A 17,598-nucleotide genomic window follows, 5' to 3' on the forward strand; every position below is an offset into this window, starting at 1 on the left:
GGCGGATCGATACGTCGGGCGCCGACGATGCAACACCTGCGTGAGGCTTGAACGTTGCGATCGCACAGATCGCGAGCAGCGGGCGTCGCAACCAGAGTCGTTTCGTGGAAGCATCCGACGCGGTGCGATCAGCGGCTGTGCGCAAGCGACAGCCCGCACGTCGCCGCGTTTGCTATGCTGCGCGCATCGCCCGCCCGCGCCGCTCGCCACCCATGACCGCCCTCGCCCCAGACCTCGCCCGCACGCTGTGCGCCTCCTGCGACGCGTGCTTCGGCACGGCCGCCATCTGGCCGCTGGTCGAGCACGCATATCGCGAACCGCAACGCCACTACCACACGCTCGCGCACCTGGCCGAGCTGTTCGCGCATCTCGCGCCGTATCGCGCGGAACCGCTGTGGCCGGCGATCGAACTCGCGGTATGGGCGCACGACTTCGTGTACGCGACGACGCTGCCCGATTACGCGGATAACGAAGCACGCAGCGCGCAATGGCTCGTGCAGGTCACGAACACCCATTGCAGCGAAGCCTGGTTGCATGCGCACGCTTCGCACGTATCCGTTGCGCACGATCTCGTGCTCGCAACGAAATCGCATCGGCTGCCCGATACGTTCGCATCCACTCTGCAGCTGCAACGCGCCGGGCGGATCTTTCTCGACGCCGATCTCGCGATCCTCGCGGCCGCGCCCGATCGGCTGCGCGAATACGACCGTGCCATCGCACGCGAGTGGGCGCAGGATCCCGATGCGCCGTCGGCAGCATTCCGCACGGGCCGCAGGCAGGCGCTCGAACATCTGCGCGCACAGGTCCCGCTGTTTCAATCGGCGGAATTCGCGCCGCTCACGCCGCTCGCGCAGCGCAATCTCGACACGCTGATCGCCGCGTACGCATAAGCGCCGGGCACGCCCGCACGAACGCGCCCGCCTGGCCACCATCGGCTCGGCCGAGCCGACCCGTCACGCCCGGCGACCCACACGCCCGATCGGCACGACTTCTTCCAGCAGCACCCCGCAGCGCCGGGCTCTTGCCTCGTCATTCTTGTACGACATCACACAAAAACCCGGCAGAAGCCTCGATTTCGCCGAGAAGCCGCCGCACGCGCGCCGACCTGGAGAGTAACCCTCCGAACATCATATGATTGCATTCTCACATTTTATGTGATTTTATTGTCACATCTTGCACGCCGCCGCCGACCACGCGCGCGGCGCACCCCATACCAAGGAAGAGACGCAGATGGAGACAATCGCCGTCATCGGCAGCAACATGGTCGATCTCGTGACCTATGTCGCCCGCATGCCCGCCCGGGGCGAAACCCTCGAAGCGCCGAATTTCGAGCTCGGCTGCGGCGGCAAGGGGGCGAACCAGGCCGTCGCGGCCGCGCGCCTCGGCGCGCGCGTCGTGATGGTCACGAAGGTCGGCGACGACGTCTTCGCCGACAACACGATCCGCAACTTCGAGCGCGAGGGCATCGACACCACACACGTGCGCAAGGTCGCCGGCGTGCCGAGCGGCGTCGCGCCGATCTTCGTCGAACCCGATTCGAGCAACAGCATCCTGATCGTCAAGGGCGCGAACCGCCACCTGACGCCGACCGACATCGACGCGGCCGCACCGCAGCTCGCCGAATGCGCGCTGATCGTGCTGCAGCTCGAGATCGAGCTCGACACTGTCTATCACGCGATCGACTTCGGCGCGCGGCACGGCATCCCGGTGCTGCTGAACCCCGCGCCCGCGGTGGCCGACCTCGATTTCGAGCGGATCCGTACCGTCGAATTCTTCGTGCCGAACGAAACCGAGCTCGCGATCGTGTCGGGCATGCCGGTCGATTCGCGCGACACCGCGGCGCGCGCCGCCGAAGCGCTGGTCGCGCGCGGGCTGAAGCACGTGCTCGTCACGCTCGGCAGCAACGGTTCGCTGCTGGTATCGCGCGACGGCGTGCGGCACGTGCCGGGCGTACCGGTCGACGCGCGCGACACGACAGGCGCGGGCGATGCGTACATCGGCTGCTTCGCGCGCTGCTACGCCGCGTCGCGCGACGCGGTCGACGCAATGCGCTACGCATCCGCGTACGCCGCGCATTCGGTCACGGGCCTCGGCACGCAGAAGTCGTACGCCGACACCGCGACGTTCGAACGCTTCCTCCGCGACGCCGGCATGTAAACGGCGCCTTCATCGACGAGACAATTGGGAAGGAGACACCCATGGGCCGAGCCAGAATCGAACACACCCCCGACGGCTATTACCTGAACCGCACGCCGCTCTTCGCATTCACGCTGCTGTGCTGCCTGTTCGCGCTGTGGGGCACCGCCGCGAACCTGAACGACGTGTTGATCGCGCAGTTCAAGAAGTCGTTCTTCCTGTCCGATTTCGAATCGGCATTCGTGCAGTCCGCGTTCTACCTGGGCTACTTCTTCCTCGCGATTCCGGCCGCGACCGTCGTGAAGAAGTTCAGCTACAAGACGACGATCCTCGTCGGCCTGCTGCTCTACACGACCGGCTGCCTGCTGTTCTTCCCGGCCGCGTCGATGGCGAAGTACGGGATGTTCCTCGTCGCGCTGTTCGTGATCGCGGCGGGCCTGTCGTTCCTCGAAACCGCGTCGAACTCGTATTCGACGCTGATGGGCCCGCGCGAGACCAGCACGCGGCGGCTGAACATCTCGCAGACGTTCTATCCGTTCGGCGCGATGGCCGGCGTGTACATGGGCAGCTTCCTGATCTTCAAGGAAGGCGACGCGTCGCATGCGCAGCTCGCCGCGATGTCGGCCGCCGAAGCCCACGTGCACCAGCTCGCGATGATCCAGGCCACGCTCGAGCCGTACAAATGGCTGATCGTCGTGCTCGTCGCCGTGTTCATCGTGTTTGCGCTCACACCCTACCCGGCCTGCAAGGGCAACGGCCCCAGCGTGGCCACGCACCGGATCGACGCGCGCGGCACGCTGGCGCGCCTGTTCGGCAACCGGCGCTTCGTCGCGGGGATCGTCGCGCAGTTCCTGTATGTCGGCGCGCAGGTCGGCGTGTGGAGCTTCACGATCCGGCTCGCGATGCAGATCGGCGGCCTCACCGAGCGCGGCGCATCGCACTACCTGCTGGCGACGTTCTTCGCGTTCTTCGTCGGCAAGCTGGTCGCGACGCTCGTGATGAAGCGCGTCGGCCCGGCCAAGGTGCTGATCGTCTACGGCATCCTGTGCATCGTGCTGCTTGCCTACACGATCAGCGTGCACAACATCACCGCCGTCTATGCGGCCGTGGGCGTGAGCGTGTTCCTCGGCCCGTGCTGGCCGACGATCTACGGCCTCACGATCGACGGGCTCGGCAAGGACACCGAGTACGGCGGCTCGATCCTCGTGATGAGCATCGTCGGTGGCGCGGTCGTGCCGCTGATCCAGGGGCTGATCTCCGATCACACGGGCGGCAACATGCAGCTCGCGTTCGTCGTGCCGCTCGCGTGCTTCGTCGTGATCGTCTACTACGGCTTCTACTGCCTGCGCCACCTGCCGGCCGCGACGCCCGACGCGGCCGCCGACGGCAACGCGTCCGCGCGCTACGCCGCCACGCGCAACACGTCGGGAGCGTAAGCATGCGAGGCGAAATCGAACTGCGGCGCGACGACTTCCGCGACACGCCGCGCACGCTGTACCGCACCGACGGCCTGACCGTCACCGCGTTCGCGTATCCGTCCGGCGTCGAGGCGTTGAAGCTCGAGAACCGTCGCGGCCACATCGTCGTGCTGCCGTATCTCGGCCAGATGATCTGGGCCGCCGCGTTCGACGGCTGCGACCTGACGATGAAGCACATGTTCCGGCAGCCGAAGCGCGCGGCATCGATCATCGATACCTATGGCTGCTTCATGTTCCACAGCGGGCTGCTGCGCAACGGCTGCCCGGGGCCGGACGACACGCATGCGCTGCACGGCGAGATGCCGTGCGCGCCGATGGATCGCGCGAGCCTGGTCGTCGGCGCGGATGCGCGCGGCGCGTTCGTCGAAGTGACCGGCGAATATGAATATGTGCAGGGTTTCGGCAGCCACTATGTGGCGCGCCCGTCGGTGCGGCTCGCCGAGCACGCCGCGCAGATGACGATCGCGATGGACGTGACGAACCTCGCCGGCACGTCGATGGACCTGATGTACATGGCCCACCTGAACTACGCGTACGTGCCGGGCGGCCGTTTCGTGCAGTCGCTGCCGCGCGGCGGGTTGCGGCTGCGCGACAGCGTGCCCGCGCACGTGAAGCCAACCGCCGCATGGCGCGACTACACGGCCACGCTCGCGCGCGAACCGGAACGGCTTCACACGCTCGATACGCCCGCGTTGTACGACCCGGAGATCGTGTTCTTCATGAACGACGTGGCAACGGATGCAAGCGGCGTCGCGCATTTCCTGCTCGAGCACCCGGACGGCGGCGCCTTCCACACCGCCTACCGCCCCGAGCAATTCCCGCACGCGACGCGCTGGATCCTGCACAACGCGGACCAGCAGGTCGCCGCGTTCGCGCTGCCGTCGACCTGCGAGCCGGAGGGTTATGAAGCCGAACGCCGCAAAGGCCATGTCGCGGCACTCGCGCCGGGCGCGACGCGCCGCTTCGAAGTCGTCACCGGCTACCTGAGCGCGGCGGAAGCACGCAATGCGTGAAGCGATGCGCGGCCGCGCGGCGTCAGGTCACGAGCGCGATCCCGTGTTCGCGGATCGTCGTTTCGTAGCGGCGGCTCAGTTGCCCGTCCGAGATCACGTAGTTGAAGTCGGTCAGCTCGGCGAAATAGGCCGCGCGCACTTCGTCGAACTTCGTGTGGTCGACGAGCAGGAAGCGGTTCTGCGCGCGCTCCATCACCTTCTTTTTCGCGTCGACTTCGTGGAAGTTGAAGCAGGTCACGCCGCAGCGGTCGCTCACGCCGGCCGCGGAGATGAACGCCTTCGACACGCGCACCGTGTCGAGGATGCCCGTCTCGGCCACCGACTCGAACACCATGTTCTTGCGATGGTACGCACCGCCGCACAGGATCACGCTGCAATGCGGCTTCTGCTGCAGCTTCGCGAATACGTTCAGCGAATTGCAGACCGCGGTGAATTCGAGGTCGTCCGGGATGAAGTCGACGACGAACGGCGTGGTCGAACCGCAGTCGACGAAGATCGTGTCGCCGGTCGTCACGAACTGCGCAGCCAGCTTGCCGATGCGGCGCTTCTCCTCGGTCTGCCGGTTGTTCTCGGCGCTGACCACGTATTCGCCGATGTCGCTGCGCTGCGCGGCGAAGTGGCGCGTCACATAGCCGCCGATCAGGCTCAAGCCGTGCGGATTGTCCGCGAGATCGCGGCGGATCGTCATTTCCGAGACGCCGAACAGCTCGGCGACTTCCCTCAGATGAATCGCGTTCTGCCCTTGCAGCACGTTCATCAGTGTCTTGATCCGTTCGCCCTTCTTCGTTTCCATGCCAGTATCCTGCGTGTCCGTCGCATCCGTCGCTTGTCGTGCCGGGCGCGCGGGCCCGGCCGGAATGTCGTATTTGTAACAAACCGATGTGAAAACATCAACTTTACGTGTGCCCTTCCGGCACACGCTCCGTGGAGTCCTGAAACATGCCGCTTTCCAACGCCCAACTCGCTCAAACCATCGATCACACGCTGCTCGCGCCCGACGCGAGCGACGCGCAGATCCGCGAACTCTGCCGCCAGGCGGCCGAGCATCGCTTTTACTCGGTCTGCGTGAATTCGGCGAACGTGCCGCTCGCCGCGCGCGAGCTGGCCGATACCGGCGTGCTCGTGTGCGCGGTGGTGGGTTTTCCGCTCGGCGCCGGGCTGTCGGCCGCGAAGGCATTTGAAGCAACCGCCGCGATCGCGGCAGGCGCCGGCGAGATCGACATGGTGATCAACATCGGCGCGCTGAAGAGCGGCCGCGCCGACGACGTGAAGGCCGATATCGAAGCCGTGCACCGCGCATGCGGCGCGGTGCCGCTCAAGGTGATTCTCGAAACGGGGCTGCTGACCGACGACGAGAAGGTGCGCGTGTGCGAGATGTGCCGCGATCTCGGCGTCGCGTTCGTGAAAACGTCGACCGGGTTCGGCCACGGCGGCGCGACGCTCGCGGATGTCGCGCTGATGCGCCGCACGGTCGGCCCCGTGCTCGGCGTGAAGGCATCGGGCGGCGTACGCGACCGCGCGGCCGCGCTCGCGATGATCGAGGCCGGCGCGACGCGGCTCGGCACGAGCTCGGGGGTTGCGATCGTGACCGATCAAGGTGGCAGCGAGTCGGCGTATTGACGAACGCCTCAAGCCGCCACTACCCGGCACGACGTCACGTCCGGCAGCAACGGCAGCGTGAACATCTCGACGCTGAATACGCGCATCCGGGACACGTCGGATTCCGCACCCCGATGGCTGGATGACGGCTGCAGATCCGTGCTGTCGGGCGGAACCCGGCACGCTCGCCCGAAAGAACACAACCCGCGAAGGCTGTGAAGCCCTCGCGGTTTTTTTCATTCGACAGTACCGGGTCACCCGCAAGCCGGAAGCCTTCGTGCATCGCTGACCGGCTCGCTCTTTCTGACGGACCGCAAGCCCCTCAAGCAGAACGGATGCTCATCGTCTCGCAAGCATCGACGAACGGCCGACGACCCTCCCGCTCCGCTCACCGGTCCGGCACGGCGTCGGAACGGACGCGCCGGTTCTCCACTTCAGCGCGCATCGCTTGCGCACGGGCAGCCAGATGCAGGCGCAGCGCCTCGGCTCGACCCGCATGGGCACGGGCGAGAAGTTGATCGCAATCGATCGGGCCCGTGGCCGGCAAACCCAGGCGCTCATACTGCTCGTCCGGGGCATGGCTGGCGCGCATCAGGTCGCGTGCAAGCGTCGCCATGCGATGCTCGACGGCGTCGTCGAACAGCGGGTGCGCCTGCCCAGGATCCGCGAGAAGATCGAATAGCAGCGTACCGGCACGATACGAGTATCCAATGGGCTGGCTGACGATCTTCATCATGCTCACGCGTTGCGAAAACGGGAACGGCCCCGCCAGCTCGATATCTTGCAGTTCTTCGACGCGGAACATCTCGCGCATGTGCGTGGGCATCAACGTATATTCATACAGCGGCGCATTTCGGTCCGGATCGGGTCCGGAGCGCATGTACACATAACGCCCGTCCGTCACGTTGACATGTTCGCCATGCATGCCGAATAGTGCCGCGTCCCGGACCGGAAGATCCTCGTCGATGGTTTTCCCGAGCGCCACGCCCTGCATGCGCGGTGTCGCCTGCAAGCCGAAGAAATCGAGGAGCGTCGGTGCGATGTCGATCATCTGCACGAGAGACTGGCGCCGAACGCCCGCACGACCGGAGCGGGGGTCCCAGATGAACAGCGGCGTATGCGCAAGCTCGTCGAACCAGGGTTGCGCCGTCTTGGCCCACCAGCCGTGTTCTCCCAGCATGTATCCATGGTCCGTACACACGATGAGCATGGTGTCCCGCCACAGATTCAGTTCGTCCATCAGGTCGAGAACCCGGCCCAGCGAAACGAGCGCGGCATATTCAGCTCGTGCATGCCGGATGTCCTCGTCGGTCTCGTTGTCGGAAACAGGACCGTATGGCGGCCAGTCGAAATGCGCGTCCGTATTCTTTCGAGGATAAAGATCGCGATACTTCGGATAACTGGTGAATGGTTCATGGGGATCGAAAGTCTCGATCTGAAGCAACCACGACTCCGCATCGTGATTTTCCCGGATGAACGCCTCGCCTGCGTCGAAAGTCAGCGTTTGCGGATGGAGATCTTCGGTCGGGTAGTACTGGCGGTTGACGAAGTCCTGCCGCGCGGCCTTTTCGTTCAGCGCCCCCTTGAGCCGCGTCGGCATCGGCGGCCGCCGGATTTGCCCCTTCCACGGGTCGCCCTCCTGCCCGCGGAAGAACTCCCAGCTGCTGTACCGCGTATGATAGGTCGCGCCACCATCTTCCCAGTAGTGAGGATGATCGCTGGCCAGATGCGTATGGATACCCTTGCGTCGAAGCATGTCCGGCATCGAATCGTCGAACGGTTCGAGCGGCCCCCAGCTTCGATGCAGGAAGTTGTAGCGCCCGGTATGCAATTCCCTGCGGGCAGGAATACACGCCATGCTGCCGACATAGCAATTGTCGAACGTCGCACTCCGCTCGGCGAGTCGCTGGAAAACCGGCACAATGCCGCTCATGCGCCCAGACAACGCCTTTGTTTACCCGTCCGCCGGCCCCATCGGCCGCCTCGCCAACCGGCTCGTCGCGAACCGCCCTCTGCTGCGCACACGTCGCGCGCTGCTGTCGCGCCTGCCGTTCCTGCAGCTCGCGAGCGAGGTCGAGAACGTCGTGTACTGCACGTGGCTCGTCGATGTCGCCGCGGTCGCCCACCTCGTGCCGCGCGGCGTTACGCTCGCGAGCCGCGACGGCCGCACGCCGTTCACGATCCTCACCTATGCACACCGTCATTTCGGCCCGCGTATCGCGGGCCCGCTGCGACGCGTGTTCCCGTCGCCGCTGCAAAGCAACTGGCGGCTTTACGTCGATGCGCTGCCGGGCGGCAGGCCGGCCGATCGGACGGTGCTGTTCGTGAAGAACGTGTTCGATCATCCGCTCTATGCGCTCGGCAGCCGGCTCTTCAGCGACGCGCTGCCGTCGCATCTCGCCGAATGCTTCACGCATGCCGTGCAGGATGGACGGTACCGAACGCGGTTGTCCGGCGGCAGAGGAAGCGCGCCCGATTTCCACTGCTCGGCGGCCCTGTCGGACGACTACACGCTACCCGCGGCGTTTGCACCGTTCTTCGAAAGCTGGCGCGACGCCATCGCTTACCTGTCGCTGCAGCACGCGGCCGTCGCGCATGTCGCGGACTGCGACGGCCTGGCCCATGCGTCGATCGACCTGCCGATCGACATCGATGCCGTCCGGCCGCTGAAGCCGGTCGAACCGGTCGGCGGCGGCGAGTTCCTCGCGCGCATCGGCGCGACCGGCGAACCGCTGTGCTTCGTCGTCCCCGATGTCGCATTCAAGGTGTTGTCGGAACGGGTGTTGTAGCGCCCTGCTCAACCCGTGCGCGACGCGTGCGCGGGTTCGCTCCCGTCGCCCTCGTCCGCGAGCCGCCCCGCGTAATCCCGCACGAACTGTGCGGCGATCCGCCCCGACCGTGCACCGCGTTCCAGCGCCCACTGCAGCGCCGGTTCGCGCGCCGCACGGATCTGCGCGCCATCGAACCCGGCCTCGCCGAGCCGGCTTTCTACGACGGCCAGATAATCGTCCTGCGTGAACCCGTAGAACGTCACCCAGATCCCGAAGCGCTCCGACAACGAAATCCGCTCCTCGACCGCATCGCCCGGATGCAGCTCGCCGTTCTCCGCACGCGACACGTTCGCGTTGTCGCTCGCCTGCTCGGGCATCAGGTGGCGGCGATTGGACGTCGCGTACACCAGCACGTTCGACAGGTCGCTCGCGACCGAGCCGTCGAGCACCGTCTTCAGTTCCTTGTAACCGGTCTCGCCCGCCTCGAACGACAGGTCGTCGCAGAACACGATGTACCGTTCAGGTCGCGCACGCACCCGCTCGACGATCGCCGGCAGATCGCCCAGCCGTTCCTTGCCGACCTCGATCAGCCGCAGCCCGTGCGGCGCAAACGCATGCAGGCACGCCTTCACGATCGACGACTTGCCGGTGCCGCGCGCGCCGGTCAGCAGCACGTGATTCGCTGCGAACCCGCGCACGAACTGCCGCGTGTTCCGTTCGACGATCGCCACCTGACGGTCGACGTTGCGCAGCGCATCGAACGCGATAAGTGCGGGTGCCGCGACCGGCTCGAGCGGCGCTGTCCGCGTCCCGCCATCGAAACCGCGCCAGCGGAACGCGACCGCCGCGTCGAAATCGACGGTCGCCGCCGGCTGGCCAGTGCCCGCCAGCGCTTCGAGCGCGGCGGCGATCCGTTCGAGCTGATGCGCGAGCCCCGGGCCGTCGACGGCTGCGCGAGCGTCCGGCAGCGCGGCCATCAGGTTCTGCATGTCGCGATCGCCGCTCATTGCCGCACTCCTTGCGATGCGCTCGCCTGAAACGGAAACCGCTGCGCGATCGCCACGCCGACGAGCGCCACGCCGCCGCCGATCAGGTGATACAGCCGCAGCGATTCGCCAAGCAGCACGATCGCGCCGCCGGCCGTCATCACCGGCAGCAGGTTCATGAACATCGCGCAGCGGCTCGGTCCGAGCAGCCGCACGCCCTGCATCCACAGATACGGCAGCACCACCGACGCCAGCACGCCGGCATACAGGATCAACGGCACGCTCGCGCGCGTCGGCCATGCCGCCTGCGCGGGCAAACGCAGCAGCATCGGCACCATGAAGACGAGCGCGGAGAGCGCCTGCACGTAGGTCGACTGCCACGCCGGCAGCGCACCGATGCGCCAGCGCTTGAGCAGCACGCCGTACAGCGCATACGCGGCCGACGCGGCCAGCATCAGCAGGTCGCCCGCATGCACGCCGCGTGCGGCGATCGTCGTCGGATGCCCCTCGGCAATCAGGTAGACGACGCCCGCGAGCGACAGCACCCCGCCGCCGACCATGCCGGCGCTAGGCGGATCGCCGAGCAGCAGCGAGCTGAGCGCCATCGTCATCAGCGGCACGAGCGCCGTGATGATCGCCATGTTGGTCGCGCTCGTCGTTTTCGCGGCCTCGTAGGACAGGCTCTGGAACAGCGCCATCGCGAGAAAGCCGAGCACCGCGAGCTGCGGCAGGTGCGCGACGAGCGCCGCGCGATTGCGCCACACGGGGCGCAGCGTGAACACGCTCATCAGCGCGACGGCGAGCAGCAACCGGTAGAACGTGATTGCCGACGGGTCGATCGTCGACGCCGACAGCTTGGACACGACCACGTTGCCGGCCCACAGCGCGATCGCGCAGAAAGGAAACAGAAAAGGAGACTTGTTCATCGCATTTGACGGATTAATATCGTGACAGGGGTCTGGCGTGGATCGGAACGCCATCGTGCCCGTCCGCCCAACTGCCTGTCTCACGCCAAAATGTCACGACTTGTCGCCAATCGGACACTCGAGTCCACCGCGCCCGGCGCACACCTGCGCTACGAATCGACGCCGATGCCCGTATCGGCGATGGCGGCGACGTACGCGCACGGCACCTCGATCGCACCGCACCGCCACCGCCGCGCGCAACTGCTCTATGCGATCGAGGGCGTGATGCACGTGCAGTCCGAAGGCGCGTCGTGGGTCGTGCCGCCGACGCGCGGCGTGTGGCTCGAAGCCGGGCTCGACCACACTGTGCAGATGAGCGGCGACGTGCAGATGCGCACCGTGTTCGTCGAGCCGGGCGCGGTCGAGCACCTGCCCGCGCGGAGCTGCGTCGTGGAAGTACACCCGCTGTTGCGCGAGCTGATCCTCGCCGCGGTCGACGTGCCGCTCGACTATGCGCCGGGCTCCCGCCACGATCACCTGATGCACCTGCTGCTTGCCGAGGTGACGGTCGCGCCGCTGCTGCCGCTGTACCTGCCGTGGCCGCACGACGCGCGCCTGCGGACGATCTGCGACACGCTCGTCGCCGCGCCCGACGACACGCGCACGATCGCAGAATGGGGCGACCTGCTCGGCCTGTCGGTCCGTACGCTGCATCGCGCATTCCAGCGCGAGACGGGGCTCAGCTTCCGCCGCTGGCGCGAACAGGCGCGGCTGCTGCTCGCGCTCAAGCGTCTCGCGCACGGCGAGAAGGTGCTGACCGTCGCGATGGATCACGGCTACAACAGCCAGAGCGCGTTTTCCGCGATGTTCAAGCGGCACTTCGGCGTGTCGCCGTCGGCGTTTTACACGTAGCGCGTGGTCGTGCGTGCCGCGCGTGTCATGCGCAGCATGGGCGCCGTGAGCGATAGAATCGCGCTCATGAACCCAATCAGCCCGCACCGTTTGCAAGCGTCGCCGCACGAATCCCGTACCGTGAATACGCTCCCGTGGGAACACGCGCCGATCGCCGATATCTGCGCCGTCCAGGCCGACTACGGCCATCTGCTCGTGTTGACGACGGACGGCTCGCTGCACGGCGTCGATCTCGATACGGGACGCCACTCGATGCTGAGTTCGGTGTCGTTACCGCCGCTCCCGCCTCCTACGGGTCACACCGCGTTCGGCGCGCCCGCTTATCGCCTGCACGCTTCGCCTGACGGCCAGCACGCGGCGATCGTGACCGACTACGGGCGGCACGGCCTCGTCTTGGACGTCACCACCGGCACACCGACGATGCAACTCGACGGCGGCGACTACTACTCGCATACCGTCCCGTTCAGCGCATGCTTCCTGCGCCATCGCGATCGCACGATCTTCGTGCACCGCACCGCCTGGAACCGGCTCGACGCGGCCGACCCGGCCACCGGCGCATCGCTGACCGCGCGCGACATCGCGCCGTACGCCAGCAACGACCGGCCCGCGCATTACCTCGACTACTTCCACGGCCGGCTCGTGCCGAGCCCCGACGGCAGCCGGCTGTTCGATGACGGATGGGTCTGGCATCCCGTTTCGATCCCGCGTGCGTGGTCCGTCGCCGCGTGGCTCGACGACAACCTCTTCGAAAGCGAAGACGGCGCATCGGTGGTCAGCCTGACCCAGCGCGACGATTGGGATACGCCCGCGTGCTGGATCGACAACCGGCATATCGCGTACTGGGGGCTCGCCGATTGGGACGAGGATGAATTCGCCGAAGCCGGGCAAGGCGCCGGCGTGCGCATCCTGGATGCGACCGACGCCCTGCAGTCGCACGACCGGCGCATCCCGATGGCGACCGAACCCGACCGGATCGGCGCCCTGTTCAGCGATGGCGCATCGCTGTACGTCGCGACGCCGGGCGGAACGACGATCTGGAGCCTGGCGTCGGGTGCGTCGCTCGGGGCACTTCCGGGCTTCGTCGCTCGTCGGCACGATCCGGTACGCGGTTCGCTGATCGCATGCGATGCCGGCACGATCGCCGAGTACCGGTTGCCCCTGCAGGCCGCGCGCACCGCATGACGCACACCGTTACCGCGCCGCAATCCCCACGATGAAAAACACGCACGCGGCTGCCGACGCCACCGTGCGCACGTGATTCCACATCGTCCAGTCGTGCACGTAGCGCGTCCACAGCGCCGCGCCGTGCGCGGTCGACGGATCGGCCGCGGCAAGCGCATCGTTGAGCGGCACGTTGACGGCCATCGTCACCGCGAACATGCCGAACACGTACAGCACGCCGCCCGCGACCACCGCCATCGCGCCCGGCTGGTCGCGATCGAGCAGCGCAAGCACGACGAGTGCAAGCGCCATCAGCGTCGTGACGAGGAACAGCGGCATGAACGGCGAACGCACGATATCGACGTTGATCGCGTTCATCGCGGCCACGCCGGCATGCGGCGCGATCCGTCCGAGCGACGTCATCACGAACGTCGAGAACGCGAAATACACGCCGGCCATCAGCCCGCAGCCGATGGCCGAACCCCACAGCAATGCGGCGGTCGCGAACGCGATCATGATCGTGCGCTCCACACGCCGGTCGCGGCCGCCGCGCTCGCATAGTCGGCGAAATCGCGTGCCGGCCGCCCGAGCGTCTCTTCGATGCCGTGCGTCACCGCGCTGTTGCGCCCGTCGAGCACCACGCCGAACAGATCGTCGAGCAACGCGACGACCGGCTCCGGCACGCCGACCTCGTGCAATCCGGCAACGAACGCAGCCGCCGGAATCTCGCGATAGACGACCGGCCGGCCAGCGGCCCGCGCGATTTCGCTGACCGCTTCGACAAACGTCAGCGCGCGCGGGCCCGTGACCTCGATCACGCGGTTCGCGACGCGCGCATCGGTGAGTGCGGCTACCGCGACGTCCGCGATGTCGTCCGCATCGACGAACGGCTCGCGCACCGCACCGGCCGGCAATGCGACTTCGCCGGCCAGCACGCCGTCGATCAGGTAGCCCTCGGAGAAGTTCTGATTGAACCAGCTCGCGCGCACCACGCCCCAGCCCACGCCCGACGCCTGCAACGCGGCCTCGGCGGCCTGCGCGCGGGGCTCGCCGCGCCCGGACAGCAGCACCACGCGCTCGACGCCGCGTTCCCGTGCCAGCCGCGCGAATGCGGCGATTGCTTCCACCGCGCCTTCAACGGCCAGGTCGGGCTGGTAAGTCACGTACGCGGCCGACACGCCGTCGAGTGCGGCGGGCCACGTCGCGGGCGCCGTCCAGTCGAAGCGGACGGCCGACGTACGCGACACGGGCCGGGTCGCGATGCCGCGCGCGCGCAGCCGTGCATCGACGCGGGCGCCCGTCTTGCCCGTACCGCCGACGATGAGGATGGGAAGTGCCGACATGTGCGTCTCCTTCAGTCTCGATCACAAATGCGAGAATGTCTCGTTTTTTCAAAAACACGATAGACTCTCGCATTTGAAAGATCAAGTTTTTCCGGAGGCGGCATGGGGCGACAGAAATCGGGGCGGAATGACGAGCCCGAAGCGGCAGCCGACGCGCCGGTGCGCGCGCGGCTCGTGCCGACACAGCAGCGCAGCCGCGAGCGGTTCGAGCGCATCCTCGCGTGCGCGTCGGAAGTGATGATCGAAAAAGGCTGCGACGCGTTCCGGATGAGCGACATCGTCGAACGCACGGGCATCTCGTTCGGTTCGCTGTACCAGTATTTTCCGGACAAGACAGCCGTGATCGGCACGCTCGCGGAGCGCTACAACGAGGCCGGGCACGATTGCGTGCGGCGCGATCTGGCTGCGATGAAGACGCTCGACGATCTGCACGACACGCTGTGCCGCATTACCGACAGCTACTACCGGATGTTCGTCGACGAGCCGCTGATGCGCGACATCTGGCGAGCCACGCAGGCCGACCGCGCGCTGCAGGCACTCGATCGCGAGGACGGCGAGTTCCTGGCCGGGTTGTTTGCGGATGCGTTGGGAGAAGTGGCGCCCGGCTCCCCCCATGCGCAACGGAGCGCATTCGCCGAGCTGATGATGATCCAGATCGCGGCGGCCGTGCGGCATGCGATCACGCTGCCGCCGAAGGCGGCGCGACAGATCCTCGCGATGTTCAAGCGTGCGCTGCCGCGGGATCTGTCGGTACTCGACGCATAGTCGCGCCGTTCAATGCGTGCGGCCGCCCGCAGGCGGCCGCACGAAGTGGAAAGGCTTGCCGCTTACTTGCTGTAGTCGTACACGCCACGCCCCGTCTTGCGCCCGAGGCGCCCCGCCGTCACCATCTCGCGCAACAGCGGGCACGCGCGATACTTCGGATCCCCAAAGTCCTTCACGAACACGTCCATCACCGCGAGGCACACGTCGAGACCGACGAGATCGGCCAGCGCGAGCGGCCCGATCGGATGGTTCGCACCCAGCTTCATCCCCGCATCGATCTCCTCCGCCGACGCGATCCCTTCAGCCAGCACGAAGAACGCCTCGTTGATCATCGGCACGAGGATCCGGTTCACGACGAAGCCCGGCGAATTGCGCACGCCGATCGGCGACTTGTCGAAACGCTCGGTCAGCGTGCGCACCGCCGACGCGGTCGCGTCGCTCGTTTGCAGCCCTCGGATGATCTCGACGAGCGGCATCAGCGGTACCGGGTTGAAGAAGTGCATGCCGACGAAGCGCGACGGATCAGCGAGCGGTGCCGCAAGCGCGGTGATCGAGATCGACGACGTGTTGGTCGCGATGATCGCTTCGGGCCGCGCGACGGCCTCGATCTGCTTCAGGATGCGGCCCTTCAGCTCGACGTTCTCGGTCGCGGCTTCGATCACGATATCGGCCGACGCGAGCTTCGCGTAGTCGGTCGACGTCGTGATGCGCGCCAGCGCCGCATCGCGCGTGGCTGCGTCGAGCTTGTCCTTCGACACGAGCCGCTCGAGGCTGCCCTTCAGCGTCGCGATGCCCTTCTCGAGGGCGGCGTCGCTGACGTCGATCATCACGACATTGAGTCCCGCAACGGCGGCGGTCTGCGCAATGCCGTTACCCATGGTTCCGGCGCCCACGACGCCGACAATTTCGATGGCCATGAAATTTCCTGTGTGTTCGGGTGCTGAGCGTTCGATTATCAGATGTTCTCGAAGATTGCCGCAATCCCCTGGCCGCCGCCGATACACATCGTCACGAGCGCGTAACGCCCGCCGATGCGCTTCAGTTCGTACAGCGCCTTGACCGTGATCAGCGCACCGGTCGCGCCGATCGGGTGACCGAGCGAGATGCCCGAGCCGTTCGGGTTGACCTTCGCGGGATCAAGGCCGAGTTCCTGCGTGACCGCGCACGCCTGGGCAGCGAACGCCTCGTTCGCCTCGATCACGTCGAGATCGGTGATCTTCAGGCCCGCGCGTTCGAGCGCCTTCTGCGTGGCCGGCACGGGGCCGATGCCCATGTACGCCGGATCGACACCCGCGTGCGCATACGCGACGAGGCGGGCGAGCGGCTTCACGCCCTGTGCGCGCGCGGCGTCCGCGCTCATCATCAGCACGGCTGCGGCCGCATCGTTGATGCCCGATGCGTTGCCGGCCGTCACGGTGCCGTTCTCCTTCTTGAACACCGGGCGCAGCTTCGTGAAATCGTCCTCGCTCGCGTCGTGACGCACGTGCTCGTCGGTGTCGAACGCAACCTCGCCCTTCTTCGTGCGGATCGAGATCGGCAGGATCTGATCCTTGAAGCGCCCTTCCGCAATCGCGCGCGCCGCGCGACGATGCGACTCGAGCGCCAGTGCATCCTGCGCGTCGCGCGAAATGCCGTACTTCGCCGCGACGTTCTCGGCCGTCACACCCATGTGAATCGTCTGGAACGGGTCATGCAGCGCGCCGAGCATCATGTCGACGAGCTTGCCGTCGCCCATGCGCTGGCCGAAGCGCGCAGCCGGCACCGTGTACGGCGCACGGCTCATGTTCTCCGCGCCGCCGCCGATCGCGACGTCGGCATCGCCGAGCATGATCGCCTGCGCGGCCGACACGATCGCCTGCAGGCCCGAGCCGCACAGGCGGTTCACGTTCATCGCGGGCGTGTGCTGCGCGACGCCGCCGTCGATCGCCGCGACGCGCGACAGATACATGTCCTTCGGCTCGGTGTTCACGACGTGGCCGAACACGACGTGCCCGACCGCGTCGCCCGATACGTTCGCGCGCGACAGCACTTCGCGCACGACCTTCGCGCCAAGATCGGTCGGCGAGAAATCCTTCAGGCTGCCACCGAAATCACCGATCGCGGTACGGACACCGCTCACCACCACGACTTCTTTCGCTGCATTGCTCATCGTCTCACTCCGGTTCGTTCGCGCCCGCAGGCGCGGGGATACGTTGCGTTACATGTTCGGGTAATTCGGTCCGCCACTGCCTTCCGGCGTGACCCACACGATGTTCTGCGTCGGGTCCTTGATGTCGCAGGTCTTGCAGTGCACGCAGTTCTGCGCGTTGATCACCAGGCGATCGCTGCCGTCGTCGTTCTTCACGAATTCGTACACGGCCGCTGGACAGAAGCGCCCCTCCGGCCCCGCGTACGTACGCAGATTCACGTTCACCGGCACGCTCGCATCCTTCAGCGTCAGGTGCGCCGGCTGGTTCTCCTCGTGGTTCGTGTTCGAGATGAACACCGACGACAACCGGTCGAACGTCAGCTTGCCGTCCGGCTTCGGGT

General features: G+C 66.7%; 18 protein-coding genes. 9 read left to right on the plus strand and 9 right to left on the minus strand.

What is annotated here, in order from left to right:
• The first annotated feature begins 212 nt into the window (after positions 1-212).
• The 4 genes from QZM67_RS09585 to QZM67_RS09600 all read left to right on the plus strand — a co-directional run bounded on the left by QZM67_RS09585 (position 213) and on the right by QZM67_RS09600 (position 4,627).
• Positions 213-890 (plus strand): hypothetical protein, encoded by a 678-nt coding sequence (locus QZM67_RS09585; RefSeq protein WP_301802128.1) that lies wholly within the window; start codon positions 213-215, stop codon positions 888-890.
• Between the two features lie 340 nt (positions 891-1,230).
• Entirely contained in the window at positions 1,231-2,157 is a 927-nt protein-coding gene (gene rbsK, locus QZM67_RS09590) for a ribokinase (RefSeq protein WP_301802130.1), read from the plus strand.
• Positions 2,158-2,198: 41 nt separating this feature from the next.
• Positions 2,199-3,572, plus strand: coding sequence for an L-fucose:H+ symporter permease (gene fucP / locus QZM67_RS09595; protein ID WP_043188594.1), 1,374 nt, complete (start codon positions 2,199-2,201; stop codon positions 3,570-3,572).
• A gap of 2 nt (positions 3,573-3,574) precedes the next feature.
• Positions 3,575-4,627 carry an aldose 1-epimerase family protein gene (locus QZM67_RS09600; RefSeq protein ID WP_301802131.1) on the plus strand — a complete coding sequence of 351 codons (1,053 nt, stop codon included), beginning with the start codon at positions 3,575-3,577 and terminating at the stop codon, positions 4,625-4,627.
• Between the two features lie 22 nt (positions 4,628-4,649).
• Here QZM67_RS09600 and deoR read toward each other — a convergent pair whose 3' ends face one another.
• The gene (gene deoR / locus QZM67_RS09605; protein WP_043188597.1) at positions 4,650-5,420 is read right to left on the minus strand and encodes a DNA-binding transcriptional repressor DeoR; all 771 of its coding nucleotides are present in this window, start codon (positions 5,418-5,420) and stop codon (positions 4,650-4,652) included.
• A 146-nt stretch (positions 5,421-5,566) separates the two neighbouring features.
• Between deoR and deoC the strand changes: the two genes are divergently transcribed.
• Complete coding sequence (gene deoC, locus QZM67_RS09610; protein ID WP_043188600.1) at positions 5,567-6,247, plus strand: deoxyribose-phosphate aldolase; 681 nt, start codon at positions 5,567-5,569, stop codon at positions 6,245-6,247.
• 367 nt (positions 6,248-6,614) lie between these two features.
• On the opposite strand, the gene QZM67_RS09615 is transcribed toward deoC, so the two are convergent.
• Positions 6,615-8,159, minus strand: coding sequence for a sulfatase (locus QZM67_RS09615; protein WP_301802134.1), 1,545 nt, complete (start codon positions 8,157-8,159; stop codon positions 6,615-6,617).
• Between QZM67_RS09615 and QZM67_RS09620 the strand changes: the two genes are divergently transcribed.
• Positions 8,149-9,015: a DUF2071 domain-containing protein gene (locus tag QZM67_RS09620; RefSeq protein WP_367620435.1), complete on the plus strand. Its 867-nt coding sequence runs from the start codon at positions 8,149-8,151 to the stop codon at positions 9,013-9,015. The two genes, QZM67_RS09615 and QZM67_RS09620, sit on opposite strands and share 11 nt — an antisense overlap.
• 8 nt (positions 9,016-9,023) lie before the next feature.
• On the opposite strand, the gene QZM67_RS09625 is transcribed toward QZM67_RS09620, so the two are convergent.
• Together QZM67_RS09625 and QZM67_RS09630 are read right to left on the minus strand one after the other, a co-directional pair.
• Positions 9,024-10,004 carry an ATP-binding protein gene (locus QZM67_RS09625; protein ID WP_301802135.1) on the minus strand — a complete coding sequence of 327 codons (981 nt, stop codon included), beginning with the start codon at positions 10,002-10,004 and terminating at the stop codon, positions 9,024-9,026.
• Positions 10,001-10,909: a DMT family transporter gene (locus tag QZM67_RS09630; RefSeq protein ID WP_301802136.1), complete on the minus strand. Its 909-nt coding sequence runs from the start codon at positions 10,907-10,909 to the stop codon at positions 10,001-10,003. Before QZM67_RS09630 ends, QZM67_RS09625 begins: the two co-directional genes overlap by 4 nt.
• Before the next feature lie 90 nt (positions 10,910-10,999).
• Here QZM67_RS09630 and QZM67_RS09635 point away from each other — a divergent pair, with 90 nt between their 5' ends.
• Positions 11,000-11,800 carry a helix-turn-helix transcriptional regulator gene (locus QZM67_RS09635; protein WP_301802139.1) on the plus strand — a complete coding sequence of 267 codons (801 nt, stop codon included), beginning with the start codon at positions 11,000-11,002 and terminating at the stop codon, positions 11,798-11,800.
• 120 nt (positions 11,801-11,920) lie between these two features.
• Positions 11,921-12,982: a hypothetical protein gene (locus tag QZM67_RS09640; protein WP_301802140.1), complete on the plus strand. Its 1,062-nt coding sequence runs from the start codon at positions 11,921-11,923 to the stop codon at positions 12,980-12,982.
• Positions 12,983-12,991: 9 nt separating this feature from the next.
• Here QZM67_RS09640 and QZM67_RS09645 read toward each other — a convergent pair whose 3' ends face one another.
• Together QZM67_RS09645 and QZM67_RS09650 are read right to left on the minus strand one after the other, a co-directional pair.
• Complete coding sequence (locus tag QZM67_RS09645; RefSeq protein ID WP_174957446.1) at positions 12,992-13,477, minus strand: DUF1772 domain-containing protein; 486 nt, start codon at positions 13,475-13,477, stop codon at positions 12,992-12,994.
• Positions 13,474-14,304 carry an NmrA family transcriptional regulator gene (locus tag QZM67_RS09650; protein ID WP_301802146.1) on the minus strand — a complete coding sequence of 277 codons (831 nt, stop codon included), beginning with the start codon at positions 14,302-14,304 and terminating at the stop codon, positions 13,474-13,476. Before QZM67_RS09650 ends, QZM67_RS09645 begins: the two co-directional genes overlap by 4 nt.
• A gap of 102 nt (positions 14,305-14,406) precedes the next feature.
• Here QZM67_RS09650 and QZM67_RS09655 point away from each other — a divergent pair, with 102 nt between their 5' ends.
• Entirely contained in the window at positions 14,407-15,069 is a 663-nt protein-coding gene (locus QZM67_RS09655; protein WP_175021637.1) for a TetR family transcriptional regulator, read from the plus strand.
• Positions 15,070-15,131: 62 nt separating this feature from the next.
• Here QZM67_RS09655 and QZM67_RS09660 read toward each other — a convergent pair whose 3' ends face one another.
• The 3 genes from QZM67_RS09660 to QZM67_RS09670 all read right to left on the minus strand — a co-directional run.
• Positions 15,132-15,986 carry a 3-hydroxybutyryl-CoA dehydrogenase gene (locus QZM67_RS09660; protein ID WP_301802150.1) on the minus strand — a complete coding sequence of 285 codons (855 nt, stop codon included), beginning with the start codon at positions 15,984-15,986 and terminating at the stop codon, positions 15,132-15,134.
• A gap of 38 nt (positions 15,987-16,024) precedes the next feature.
• On the minus strand, positions 16,025-17,218 hold the full coding sequence (bktB, locus tag QZM67_RS09665; RefSeq protein WP_301802152.1) for a beta-ketothiolase BktB: 1,194 nt from the start codon (positions 17,216-17,218) through the stop codon (positions 16,025-16,027).
• Positions 17,219-17,266: 48 nt separating this feature from the next.
• A partial coding sequence (locus QZM67_RS09670; RefSeq protein WP_301802155.1) for a 4Fe-4S dicluster domain-containing protein occupies positions 17,267-17,598 on the minus strand: 332 nt, incomplete at its 5' end.

The organism is Burkholderia sp. AU45251 (assembly GCF_030482905.1).
In the GTDB taxonomy this organism is placed as follows: Bacteria; Pseudomonadota; Gammaproteobacteria; order Burkholderiales; family Burkholderiaceae; genus Burkholderia; species Burkholderia aenigmatica.